This is a genomic window from Brevundimonas sp. (assembly GCF_965227765.1).
Taxonomy (GTDB): domain Bacteria; phylum Pseudomonadota; class Alphaproteobacteria; order Caulobacterales; family Caulobacteraceae; genus Brevundimonas.
Map to the genome: position 1 here is coordinate 1,327,395 of NZ_OZ245778.1, position 9,611 is coordinate 1,337,005.

General features: G+C 62.4%; 19 protein-coding genes. 18 read left to right on the top strand and 1 reads right to left on the bottom strand.

Annotated features, from left to right (window positions below):
• Positions 1-67 precede the first annotated feature (67 nt).
• Positions 68-811, bottom strand: coding sequence for a hypothetical protein (locus ACO05L_RS06315; protein ID WP_421731323.1), 744 nt, complete (start codon positions 809-811; stop codon positions 68-70).
• A gap of 703 nt (positions 812-1,514) precedes the next feature.
• Between ACO05L_RS06315 and rpsJ the strand changes: the two genes are divergently transcribed.
• From rpsJ to rplR, 18 genes are read left to right on the top strand one after another with little or no spacing between them, the layout of a single operon-like run.
• Entirely contained in the window at positions 1,515-1,820 is a 306-nt protein-coding gene (rpsJ, locus tag ACO05L_RS06320; protein ID WP_003164367.1) for a 30S ribosomal protein S10, read from the top strand.
• 22 nt (positions 1,821-1,842) lie between these two features.
• Positions 1,843-2,598 carry a 50S ribosomal protein L3 gene (gene rplC / locus ACO05L_RS06325; RefSeq protein ID WP_421731324.1) on the top strand — a complete coding sequence of 252 codons (756 nt, stop codon included), beginning with the start codon at positions 1,843-1,845 and terminating at the stop codon, positions 2,596-2,598.
• Complete coding sequence (gene rplD, locus ACO05L_RS06330; protein ID WP_421731325.1) at positions 2,598-3,266, top strand: 50S ribosomal protein L4; 669 nt, start codon at positions 2,598-2,600, stop codon at positions 3,264-3,266. The genes rplC and rplD overlap by 1 nt, the downstream gene beginning before the upstream one ends.
• Positions 3,266-3,568, top strand: coding sequence for a 50S ribosomal protein L23 (locus ACO05L_RS06335; RefSeq protein WP_131249468.1), 303 nt, complete (start codon positions 3,266-3,268; stop codon positions 3,566-3,568). Before rplD ends, ACO05L_RS06335 begins: the two co-directional genes overlap by 1 nt.
• A 4-nt stretch (positions 3,569-3,572) precedes the next feature.
• Positions 3,573-4,406, top strand: coding sequence for a 50S ribosomal protein L2 (gene rplB / locus ACO05L_RS06340; RefSeq protein ID WP_421731326.1), 834 nt, complete (start codon positions 3,573-3,575; stop codon positions 4,404-4,406).
• Between the two features lie 2 nt (positions 4,407-4,408).
• Positions 4,409-4,687 carry a 30S ribosomal protein S19 gene (gene rpsS, locus ACO05L_RS06345; RefSeq protein ID WP_013268924.1) on the top strand — a complete coding sequence of 93 codons (279 nt, stop codon included), beginning with the start codon at positions 4,409-4,411 and terminating at the stop codon, positions 4,685-4,687.
• Position 4,688: 1 nt separating this feature from the next.
• Positions 4,689-5,069, top strand: a complete 381-nt coding sequence (rplV, locus tag ACO05L_RS06350) for a 50S ribosomal protein L22 (RefSeq protein WP_421731327.1) — start codon at positions 4,689-4,691, stop codon at positions 5,067-5,069.
• Positions 5,069-5,818, top strand: coding sequence for a 30S ribosomal protein S3 (rpsC, locus tag ACO05L_RS06355; protein ID WP_421731328.1), 750 nt, complete (start codon positions 5,069-5,071; stop codon positions 5,816-5,818). Before rplV ends, rpsC begins: the two co-directional genes overlap by 1 nt.
• Positions 5,819-5,823: 5 nt before the next feature.
• Complete coding sequence (gene rplP, locus ACO05L_RS06360; RefSeq protein ID WP_207870906.1) at positions 5,824-6,264, top strand: 50S ribosomal protein L16; 441 nt, start codon at positions 5,824-5,826, stop codon at positions 6,262-6,264.
• Positions 6,264-6,461 (top strand): 50S ribosomal protein L29, encoded by a 198-nt coding sequence (gene rpmC, locus ACO05L_RS06365; protein ID WP_421731329.1) that lies wholly within the window; start codon positions 6,264-6,266, stop codon positions 6,459-6,461. The genes rplP and rpmC overlap by 1 nt, the downstream gene beginning before the upstream one ends.
• A gap of 9 nt (positions 6,462-6,470) precedes the next feature.
• The gene (rpsQ, locus tag ACO05L_RS06370; protein WP_421731330.1) at positions 6,471-6,722 is read left to right on the top strand and encodes a 30S ribosomal protein S17; all 252 of its coding nucleotides are present in this window, start codon (positions 6,471-6,473) and stop codon (positions 6,720-6,722) included.
• 15 nt (positions 6,723-6,737) lie between these two features.
• A complete protein-coding gene (gene rplN / locus ACO05L_RS06375; protein WP_421731331.1) occupies positions 6,738-7,106 on the top strand; it encodes a 50S ribosomal protein L14 in 369 nt (122 codons plus the stop codon).
• Positions 7,107-7,108: 2 nt separating this feature from the next.
• A complete protein-coding gene (gene rplX / locus ACO05L_RS06380) occupies positions 7,109-7,417 on the top strand; it encodes a 50S ribosomal protein L24 (protein ID WP_421731332.1) in 309 nt (102 codons plus the stop codon).
• Positions 7,417-7,977, top strand: coding sequence for a 50S ribosomal protein L5 (gene rplE / locus ACO05L_RS06385; protein ID WP_421731333.1), 561 nt, complete (start codon positions 7,417-7,419; stop codon positions 7,975-7,977). Before rplX ends, rplE begins: the two co-directional genes overlap by 1 nt.
• A gap of 19 nt (positions 7,978-7,996) precedes the next feature.
• Positions 7,997-8,302 (top strand): 30S ribosomal protein S14, encoded by a 306-nt coding sequence (gene rpsN, locus ACO05L_RS06390; RefSeq protein WP_421731334.1) that lies wholly within the window; start codon positions 7,997-7,999, stop codon positions 8,300-8,302.
• Between the two features lie 15 nt (positions 8,303-8,317).
• On the top strand, positions 8,318-8,716 hold the full coding sequence (gene rpsH / locus ACO05L_RS06395) for a 30S ribosomal protein S8 (protein WP_183213196.1): 399 nt from the start codon (positions 8,318-8,320) through the stop codon (positions 8,714-8,716).
• Between the two features lies 1 nt (position 8,717).
• Positions 8,718-9,251, top strand: a complete 534-nt coding sequence (gene rplF / locus ACO05L_RS06400) for a 50S ribosomal protein L6 (RefSeq protein WP_421731335.1) — start codon at positions 8,718-8,720, stop codon at positions 9,249-9,251.
• 3 nt (positions 9,252-9,254) lie between these two features.
• Positions 9,255-9,611: a 50S ribosomal protein L18 gene (gene rplR / locus ACO05L_RS06405; RefSeq protein ID WP_421731336.1), complete on the top strand. Its 357-nt coding sequence runs from the start codon at positions 9,255-9,257 to the stop codon at positions 9,609-9,611.

Genomic DNA, 9,611 nt, shown 5'->3' on the forward strand with positions numbered 1-9,611 from the left:
TAGGTGACAAAAAAAGGCCCCGGCGAATCGCTTCGCCGGGGCCTCGTCTTGACTGAACCTAGGCGGCCTAGAAGCCGAGGACGCCGATCGGTGCGAGCGTTGCGCGGCCGATGTTGGCGCCCGAGCGGTCTTGAGCCTGCAGGCTGCCACCGAAGTTGTAGCGGAAGCCGATCTTGAAGGTTTCGACGTCGAGGTTGATGTCGTCGATCTCGGTCAGTTCATAGCTGGCGAAGACGCTATAGGGCGTCGAGGTGAACTGGTATTCTGCGCCGGCGATGTAGGTCCAGGCGTCGATGTGAGCGCCCGAAGCGTCGAAATCGCCGAAGCCGATCGTGGCGTTCAGACGAAGGTTGTCCATCGGGTAGTAGGCGCCGTCGACGCCGACGTTCCAGGCTTCTGCACCAGCGGCGTCGCTGTACGAGACCGAGCCGGTCAGGGTGGCTTGCTGGAAGGTCTTCTGAGCTTCGGCGCCGACCGAGGCCATGTCGAGGATCTCGTTGTTCTGGACCGAGACGAAACCGCCGACGCGGATGTCGTTGACGATACGGCTGACGTGCGCGCCCAGAGCGCTGGTCGTGTCGCCCAGGTAGTCGTTCTCGTCCGAATAGCTCAGCGAGCCGTCGAAGGTTACAGTCCAGTCACCGAAGGCCGAAGTGGCGACCGAGCCATTGATGGCGGCGCCGTCATCCTTGTAGCCGTCGTAATCCGTGTGGACGTAGCCCAGGCCGACCGAGCCGATGGCGTCTTGGGCCATGGCGGGAGCAGCAGCAAAGACGGCGACAGCGGCCGTGGCGAGGAGGGTAGCTTTCATTTTCTTATCCTTAGTCGGTCGCATCAACTCGCGACCCGGGCGGTCCGCTAAGGGAGTGGGTCCGGCAAGTCACACTCAAACGCCCGTAGAACGGAAGCTTATGAGTATTGTGGCGTTTATGACACGAACAATGATGCGCAAATAACACAGTTAGTTGGCGATGTCGCCTACGCGTGGGGTGCCTTGATGGATAGGATGTTCCAGGGGGCCGCTGCCCCTTGTGCTGAGGGCTGATCCGGTTCGCGCGCTGAAGGCCCTATATAAAGGCGTATGGTGTTTGGGCTGGGTACGGTCGTGTCCCGGAGCGGCGGCGTGGTGCAAGGTCAGCGCGCGAGGGCGTGCAAACGGCTCAAACCGGGGGGTTTTGGGCGCCGATCGGATCGTCGGGCGGGTTCGGTCGACTTTCCTGAATAAAGCCCGCTGTGACTCGGTCTCGGCGCTTGACGAAACGGGACTCACTAGGCATAAGCGCCAACTCTTGTTGGACCGGCTGTGCAGCTCTCGAGTTGCAGACGCGGTTCGCAGGAACGACCTCGGCCCGTTCTTTGTAGCGATCCAGGACTCCAACGGCTCTCGCGGTTCGCTGCGTGGGCCGATCGTTTTTGCGGACGTGCGTACTCTGAAGGGGTTTCCCCTGAAGGCCTCCGGTCTTTGAAATGGTTCACAGGGACGCAGGTTCGCCTGCTTGGGAAATACGACCGATATGGATCAAAGCATCCGCATCAGGCTCAAGGCCTTCGATCACCGCGTCCTCGACTTTTCGACGCGCGAAATCGTGAATACGGCCAAGCGCACGGGCGCCACAGTTCGTGGTCCGATCCCGCTGCCGACCCTGATCGAAAAGTTCACCGTGAACCGCTCGCCGCACGTCGATAAGAAGTCGCGCGAGCAGTTTGAAATCCGCACGCACAAGCGTGTCCTCGACATCGTCGACCCCACCCCGCAGACCGTGGACGCGCTCATGAAGCTCGACCTGTCCGCTGGCGTGGACGTCGAGATCAAGATTTAAATAAAGTAAGGCGGGATCCGATATGCGCACGGGCGTGATCGCCAAAAAACTGGGAATGACGCGTCTCTTCGCTGAAGATGGCGCGCATATCCCGGTCACGATTCTGGAGCTGGATGGCTGCCAGGTCGTGGGTCAACGTACTCAGGAGCGGGACGGCTATGTCGCCCTGCAACTGGGCGCCGGCACCAAGAAGGCAAAAAACACCAACAAGGCTCAACGCACGACCTTCGCAGCCGCGGAAGTCGAGCCGAAGCACCACGTCACCGAGTTCCGCGTGTCTGAAGACGCGCTGATCGAAGTCGGCGCGACCCTCTCGGCAGACCACTTCGTCGCCGGTCAGAAGGTCGACATCCAGGGCGAAACCATTGGTAAGGGCTTCGCCGGCGCCATGAAGCGCTGGAACTTCGGCGGTCTGCGAGCCACTCACGGTGTCTCGCTGTCGCACCGTTCGCACGGTTCGACGGGCCAGCGCCAGGATCCGGGCAAGACCTTCAAGGGCAAGAAGATGGCCGGCCATTATGGCATGGAAGTCGTCACCACCCAGAACCTGACCGTCGTCCGCGTGGACGCCGAGCGTGGCCTGATCATGGTCAAGGGCGCTGTCCCCGGCCACGAAGGTTCGTGGGTCAAGGTTCGCGACGCTCATAAGAAGCCCTTCGCCGACCTGCCTTTCCCCGGTTCGTTCAAGGCCAAGGGCGCTTCGGCTGCTCCTGCTGCGGCCGAGACCCCTGCTGCGGAAGCTCCGGCTGCCGAAGTGACCGAAGGCGGTGAAGCGTAATGAAACTCTCTGTCATCAAGCTCGACGGCAAGGCTGCCGGTGACGTGGAACTGTCGGATGTCGTTTTCGGCATCTCCGACATCCGCGGCGACCTGCTGGCCCGTTACGTCACCTGGCAGCTGGCCAAGCGCCGCGCTGGCACGCACAAGGTTCAGACCCGGAACGAGAACTCTCGCACCGGCAAGAAGATGTACAAGCAAAAGGGCACCGGCGGCGCTCGTCACGGTTCGCGCCGTGCACCGCAGTTCGTTGGTGGTTCGCGCGCTTTCGGCCCGATCGTTCGCGATCACGGCTTTGATCTTCCCAAGAAGGTCCGCGCCCTGGCCCTGCGTCACGCCCTGTCTTCCAAGGTGAAGTCGGGCAGCCTGGTCGTGGTCGACTCCATCGCTCTGAAGGACGCCAAGACCGCTGGTCTGCGCGAAACCTTCGGCAAGCTTGGCTGGACCAAGACCCTGATCATCGCCGGTCCGGAAGTTGACACCAACTTCGCCCTGGCTTCGCGCAACATCCCGCACATTCACGTCCTGCCGAACGCCGGCCTGAACGTTTATGACATCCTGCGGGCCGACAAACTGGTCCTGTCGAAGGCCGCAGTTGAAGCCATCGAGGCCAACTACGCCGACTACAAGCCCTCGCGTCGCGAGCAAGCTGAGAAGGAAGCCGCGTAATGGCCGCCGCTCCCACCGCCAAACACTACGACACGATCCTGTCGCCGATCATCACCGAGAAGGCGACGATCCTGTCCGAGCAGAACAAGGTCGTCTTCCGCGTCGCCGGCACGTCCACCAAGGACGAAATCGCCGCTGCGGTCGAAAGCCTGTTCAAGGTCAACGTTCTCAAGGTCAACACCATGGTGACCAAGGGCAAGACCAAGCGCTTCCGGGGTATCCTCGGTCGTCGCGTCGACATCAAAAAAGCGATCGTGACCCTGGCCGACGGCCAGTCGATCGACGTCACGACGGGGCTCTGATCAGATGGCCTTGAAAACATACAATCCGACTTCGCCGGGCCGTCGCGCCCTGGTGCTGATCGACCGCTCGGAACTCCACAAGGGCCGTCCCGAGAAGTCGCTGACCGAAGGCCTGACCAAGTCGGGCGGACGTGGTCAGGGCGGTCGCATCGCTGTCCGCTTCCGCGGCGGCGGCGCCAAGCGCCTGTATCGCAAGATCGACTTCAAGCGTCGCAAGTTCCAGACGGCGACCGTCGAGCGGCTGGAGTACGACCCCAACCGTACCGCCTTCATCGCCCTCATCACCTATGAGGACGGCGAAAAGGCCTACATCGTCGCGCCGCAACGCCTGAAGGCTGGCGACACGATCGTGGCCGGCGAAAAGACCGACGTGAAGCCTGGCAACGCCATGCCGCTGCGCTCGATCCCGGTGGGTACGATCATCCACTGCGTCGAGATGAAGCCCGGCAAGGGCGCTCAGCTGGCCCGTTCGGCCGGCGCCTACGCCCAACTGGTGGGTCGCGATCAGGGTTACGCCCAGATCCGTCTCGGCTCGGGCGAGCTGCGCATGGTCCTGGACGGCTGCATGGCCACGGTTGGCGCCGTTTCGAACGCCGACCACATGAACCAGAACCTCGGCAAGGCCGGTCGCGTTCGTCACATGGGCTTCCGTCCGCACGTTCGCGGCGTCGCCATGAACCCGATCGACCACCCGCACGGTGGTGGTGAAGGCCGGACCTCTGGTGGTCGCACCCCGGTTACGCCGTGGGGCAAGGACACCAAGGGCACCCGTACCCGCAAGAACAAGGCGACGGACAAATACATCATCCGTACCCGCCACGTTAAGAAGGCTCGCTAAAGATGGCTCGCTCCTCCTGGAAAGGCCCGTTCGTCGACGGGTATCTGCTCAAGAAGGCCGACGCCGTTTCGACGTCGGGCCGCAAGGACGTGATCAAGACCTGGTCGCGTCGCTCCACCATCCTGCCGCAGTTCGTGGGCCTTACTTTTGGCGTCCACAACGGTCACAAGCACGTTCCCGTGCACGTGAACGAGGACATGGTCGGCATGAAGCTGGGCGAGTTCTCGCCCACCCGTTCGTTCCCCGGCCACGCCGCGGACAAGAAGGCGAAGCGGAAGTAACATGCCCAAGACCAACAATCCCCGCCGCGTCGGCAATACGGAGGCCCGCGCCAAGCTGGTCAACGTTCGCATCAGCCCTCAGAAGCTGAACCTGGTCGCGCAGTCCATTCGTGGTCTGCCGGTGCAAAAGGCGCTGAACGAACTCGAGTTCAGCCGCAAGCGCATCTCGGACGACGTCCGCAAGGTTCTGTATTCGGCTGTCTCGAATGCCGAGAACAACCACAACCTCGACATCGACAACCTGATCGTCGCCGAGGCCTTCGTGGGCAAGAACCTGGTGATGAAGCGTTTCGCGAGCCGCGCTCGCGGTCGCTCCTCGCGCATCCTGAAACCTTTCTCGGAAATCACGATCGTGGTCCGCGAAGCCGGTGAGGCCGCCTGATGGGTCAGAAAATCAATCCGATCGGTTTCCGCCTCGGCGTGAACCGCACCTGGGACAGCCGTTGGTTCGCCGACGGCGCGTCCTACGCTCGCCTGCTGCACCAGGACCTGAAGCTGCGCACGTGGCTCAAGGAACGCCTGAACGCCGCCGGCGTGTCGCGCATCATCATCGAGCGTCCGCACAAGAAGTGCCGCGTGACGATCTATGCCGCCCGTCCGGGCGTCGTGATCGGCAAGAAGGGCGCCGACATCGAGAAGCTCCGCAAGGACATCTCGGCTCGCACCGAAGGCGAAGTTCACCTGAACATCGTCGAAGTCCGCAAGCCGGAAGTCGATGCTCAGCTGATCGCCGAGAACATCGCGCAGCAACTGGAACGCCGTATCGCCTTCCGCCGCGCCATGAAGCGTTCGATGCAGTCCGCCATGCGCCTCGGCGCCAAGGGCGTTCGGATCAACGTCTCGGGTCGTCTGGGCGGCGCTGAAATCGCTCGTATGGAATGGTACCGCGAAGGTCGCGTGCCGCTTCACACGCTGCGCGCCGACATCGACTACGGCTTCATTCAAGCTAAGACGACCTACGGCATCATCGGTGTGAAGGTCTGGGTCTTCAAGGGTGAGGTGCTCGAGCACGATCCCATGGCCCAGGACAAGCGCTGGGCTCAAGAAGCCGCCGGTCCGTCGTCGAACGAAGGCCGCGAACGCGGTGGTCCCCGCGGTGACCGTGGTCCCCGTCGTGGTCGTGAGGGCTAAGGAAAATGCTGCAGCCTAAGAAAACCAAGTACCGGAAGGCCTTCAAGGGCCGTATCCACGGCGCTGCCAAGGGCGGCTTCTCGCTGAACTTCGGGTCGTATGGCCTGAAGACGCTGGAGCCGGAACGCATCACCGCGCGTCAGATCGAAGCGGCTCGCCGCGCGATCACTCGCCAGATGAAGCGCCAAGGCCGTGTCTGGATCCGCGTGTTCCCCGACCTGCCCGTCACGGGCAAGCCTGCCGAAGTCCGCATGGGCAAGGGCAAGGGCGCCGTGGACCACTGGGCGGCGCGTTGCCACCCGGGCCGGATCCTGTTCGAAATCGACGGCGTTGCCGACGACGTTGCGCGTGAAGCGCTGCGTCTGGGCGCCGCCAAGCTGCCGGTTCGCACCAAGGTGGTCACCCGCCTCGACGCCGGTATCGCTCACGTGGAGCACGCCGCCTGATGACCAAGATCGCCGACCTTCGTTTCCAGACGACGGACCAGCTGGGCGACCAGCTGCTGTCCCTCAAGAAGGAACAGTTCAACCTGCGTTTCCAGGCGGCCACCGGCCAAATGGAAAAGACTCACCGCGTTGGTGAAGTCCGCAAAGACATCGCTCGCATCTCCACGCTTCTGCGTGAGAAGCGTTCGGCTTCGTAAGGAAACACCATGCCCAAACGTATCCTGGAAGGTGTGGTTGTATCCGACAAGGGCGACAAGACTGTCGTCGTCGTCGTCCAACGCACGCTGCTGCACCCGGTCATGAAAAAGATCGTGCGCCTGTCCAAGAAGTACCACGCCCACGACGAAGCGAACGCCTTCAAGGAAGGTGACATCGCCCGCATTCGTGAGTGCGCCCCTAAGTCCAAGCTGAAGCGCTGGGAGGTCCTGTCCAAGGATGCTCCGGCTTCGGCATCGTAAAAGGATCCTGATCTTATGATCCAGATGCAAACTAACCTGGAAGTGGCCGATAATTCGGGCGCCCGCCGGGTCATGTGCATCAAGGTGCTCGGCGGCGCTAAGCGTCGCTACGCCTCGGTGGGCGACACTATTGTCGCCGCGGTCAAGGAAGCGATTCCTCGCGGCCGCGTCAAAAAAGGTGAAGTGGTTCGCGCCATCGTCGTGCGCACCGCCAAGGACATCCAGCGCAAGGACGGTTCCGTCATTCGCTTCGACAAGTCCGCCGCCGTCATCGTCAATAAGCAGAACGAGCCGGTCGGCACGCGGATCTTTGGCCCGGTTCCCCGCGAACTGCGCGCCAAGAACCACATGAAGATCATCTCTCTGGCTCCGGAGGTCCTGTAGTCATGGCCGCCAAGATCAAAAAGGGCGACCGCGTCGTCGTCCTGACCGGCAAGGACAAGGGCCGTACCGGCTCTGTCACCAAGGTCCTGCCGACCGAGAACCGCGTCCTGGTCCAGGGCGTCAACATGGTGCAGCGCCACACGCGTCCGTCGCAAGGCGACCCGCAGGGCGGCATCAAGAACAAGGAAGCCTCGCTTCACCTGTCGAACGTCGCGATCGCCGACGCCAACGGCAAGGCGACCCGCGTTGGCTTCCGCGTCGAAGGCGACAAGAAGGTCCGCTTCGCCAAGACGACCGGAGACGTCATCTGATGGCCGATACGAAATACACACCCCGGCTCAAGACCGAGTACGTCGACCGCATTCGTGGCGTGATGACGGAAAAGTTCGGCTACACGAACCCGATGCAACTGCCCAAGCTCGACAAGATCGTGCTGAACATGGGCATCGGTGAAGCTGTCGCCGACTCCAAGAAGGCCAACGCGGCCCTCAAGGATCTGACGCAGATCGCCGGTCAGAAGGCCGTCGCCACCAAGGCTCGCAACTCCATCGCCGGCTTCAAGCTGCGCGAAGGCATGATCATCGGTGGCAAGGTTACGCTGCGCGGCGACCAGATGTACGAGTTCCTGGACCGTTTGATCACGATCGCCCTGCCGCGCGTGAAGGACTTCCGTGGCCTGAAGCCGACGTCGTTTGACGGTCGCGGCAACTACGCCATGGGCCTGAAGGAACACATCGTGTTCCCGGAAATCAACTACGACCAGATCGACCAGATGTGGGGCATGGACATCATCGTCTGCACCACGGCCAGGACTGACGACGAAGCCCGCGCGCTTCTGACCGAGTTCAAGTTCCCGTTCGTGAAGAACTGAGCGGGAAGGGAAAAAGACAATGGCAAAGAAAAGCGCCGTAAACCGCAACGAGATGGTGAAAACCCTCGTGGCGAAGTATGCCGCAAAGCGGGCCGCCCTTAAGGCGACCGCCAACGACGAGAGCCTGCCTCTGGAAGAGCGTTTCGACGCCCGCCTGAAGCTGGCCGAACTGCCGCGTAACTCGGCAGCCGTCCGCATCCGCAACCGCTGCGAAGTGACGGGCCGTCCGCGGGCCTTCTATCGCAAGCTCAAGATGAGCCGTATCGCCCTGCGTGAACTCGGCAACCTGGGTCAGATCCCGGGTCTGACCAAGTCCAGCTGGTAAGGGGAGGCACACACAATGATGATCAACGATCCCCTGAGCGACATGATCACCCGGATCCGCAACGCGCATATGCGCAAGCGTTCCAAGGTGCTCACGCCCGCTTCGCGTCTTCGCCAGCGCGTCCTCGACGTGCTGCAGGACGAAGGCTATATCCGCGGCTATTCGCTGGTTCAGAACCCCGGTGAATTCCCGCAGTTCGAGATCGAGCTCAAGTATTTCGACGGCCAGCCGGTCATCGCCGAGATCGCTCGCGTGTCCAAGCCGGGCCGCCGCGTCTACTCCGCGATCTCCGATCTGAAGCCGATCAAGAATGGCCTGGGCATTTCGATCCTTTCGACTTCGAAGGGCGTCATGTCCGACGCTGCTGCTCGCGACGCCAACGTTGGCGGCGAAGTCCTCTGCAGGGTCTACTAAGATGTCCCGTATCGGAAAACGCACCATCTCCGTGCCCAAGGGCGTGACCGTCAACGTCGATGGTCAGACCGTGAGCGTGAAGGGTCCCAAGGGCGAACGCTCCTGGACCGTCGCCGACGAGATCGAAGTCAAGTTCGAGAACGACGAGATCAACCTGGTCGCCAAGACTGACACCCAGCGCGCTCGCGCGATGTGGGGTCTGTCGCGCACCCTGGTCGACAACCTGGTCGTCGGCGTCACCGAAGGCTTCGAGCGCAAGCTCGAGCTGGTCGGCGTCGGTTACCGGGCGGCTCTGAAGGGTCGCGACCTGTCGCTGCAGCTCGGCTTCTCGCACGAAGTCGACGTCGTGGCTCCCGAAGGCGTGACCTTCGTGGTGCCCAAGCAGACCGAAATCAGCATCCAGGGCGCCGACAAGCAAGTCGTCGGTGAGCTGGCCGCGAACATCCGCAAGCTGCGTCCGCCGGAGCCCTACAAGGGCAAGGGTGTCCGCTACGCCGGCGAGAAGGTTCGTCGCAAGGAAGGCAAGAAGAAGTAAGCCATGGCTCTTTCTCTGCAACAACAAGCCAAGCGCCGTACCGAGCGCAACCGCCGCCGCCTCAAGGCCGTGGCCAATGGTCGCCTGCGTCTGTCCGTGCATCGCTCGGACAAGAACATCTCGGCTCAGATCATCGACGACGCCAATGGCGTTACCGTGGTCGCCGCCTCGTCGCTGGAAGGCGGCAAGGGCAAGAGCGGTTCGAACAAGGACGCTGCTGCCGCCATCGGCAAGCTGGTCGCTGAACGCGCCATCGAAAAGGGCGTCACCGACGTCGTGTTCGACCGCGGCGGCTATATCTATCACGGACGGGTGAAGGCGCTGGCGGAAGCCGCGCGTGAAGCCGGCCTGAACTTCTAG

Coding starts and splice junctions, on each gene's coding strand:
- rpsH (WP_183213196.1), top strand. CDS start 8,318: ATGATGATCAACGATCCCCTGAGCGACATGATCACCCGGATCCGCAAC.
- rpsQ (WP_421731330.1), top strand. CDS start 6,471: ATGCCCAAACGTATCCTGGAAGGTGTGGTTGTATCCGACAAGGGCGAC.
- rplE (WP_421731333.1), top strand. CDS start 7,417: ATGGCCGATACGAAATACACACCCCGGCTCAAGACCGAGTACGTCGAC.
- rplC (WP_421731324.1), top strand. CDS start 1,843: ATGCGCACGGGCGTGATCGCCAAAAAACTGGGAATGACGCGTCTCTTC.
- rplR (WP_421731336.1), top strand. CDS start 9,255: ATGGCTCTTTCTCTGCAACAACAAGCCAAGCGCCGTACCGAGCGCAAC.
- rpsN (WP_421731334.1), top strand. CDS start 7,997: ATGGCAAAGAAAAGCGCCGTAAACCGCAACGAGATGGTGAAAACCCTC.
- rpsS (WP_013268924.1), top strand. CDS start 4,409: ATGGCTCGCTCCTCCTGGAAAGGCCCGTTCGTCGACGGGTATCTGCTC.
- rplV (WP_421731327.1), top strand. CDS start 4,689: ATGCCCAAGACCAACAATCCCCGCCGCGTCGGCAATACGGAGGCCCGC.
- rplN (WP_421731331.1), top strand. CDS start 6,738: ATGATCCAGATGCAAACTAACCTGGAAGTGGCCGATAATTCGGGCGCC.
- rplX (WP_421731332.1), top strand. CDS start 7,109: ATGGCCGCCAAGATCAAAAAGGGCGACCGCGTCGTCGTCCTGACCGGC.
- ACO05L_RS06315 (WP_421731323.1), bottom strand. CDS start 811: ATGAAAGCTACCCTCCTCGCCACGGCCGCTGTCGCCGTCTTTGCTGCT.
- rpsJ (WP_003164367.1), top strand. CDS start 1,515: ATGGATCAAAGCATCCGCATCAGGCTCAAGGCCTTCGATCACCGCGTC.
- rplD (WP_421731325.1), top strand. CDS start 2,598: ATGAAACTCTCTGTCATCAAGCTCGACGGCAAGGCTGCCGGTGACGTG.
- ACO05L_RS06335 (WP_131249468.1), top strand. CDS start 3,266: ATGGCCGCCGCTCCCACCGCCAAACACTACGACACGATCCTGTCGCCG.
- rplF (WP_421731335.1), top strand. CDS start 8,718: ATGTCCCGTATCGGAAAACGCACCATCTCCGTGCCCAAGGGCGTGACC.
- rpmC (WP_421731329.1), top strand. CDS start 6,264: ATGACCAAGATCGCCGACCTTCGTTTCCAGACGACGGACCAGCTGGGC.
- rpsC (WP_421731328.1), top strand. CDS start 5,069: ATGGGTCAGAAAATCAATCCGATCGGTTTCCGCCTCGGCGTGAACCGC.
- rplB (WP_421731326.1), top strand. CDS start 3,573: ATGGCCTTGAAAACATACAATCCGACTTCGCCGGGCCGTCGCGCCCTG.
- rplP (WP_207870906.1), top strand. CDS start 5,824: ATGCTGCAGCCTAAGAAAACCAAGTACCGGAAGGCCTTCAAGGGCCGT.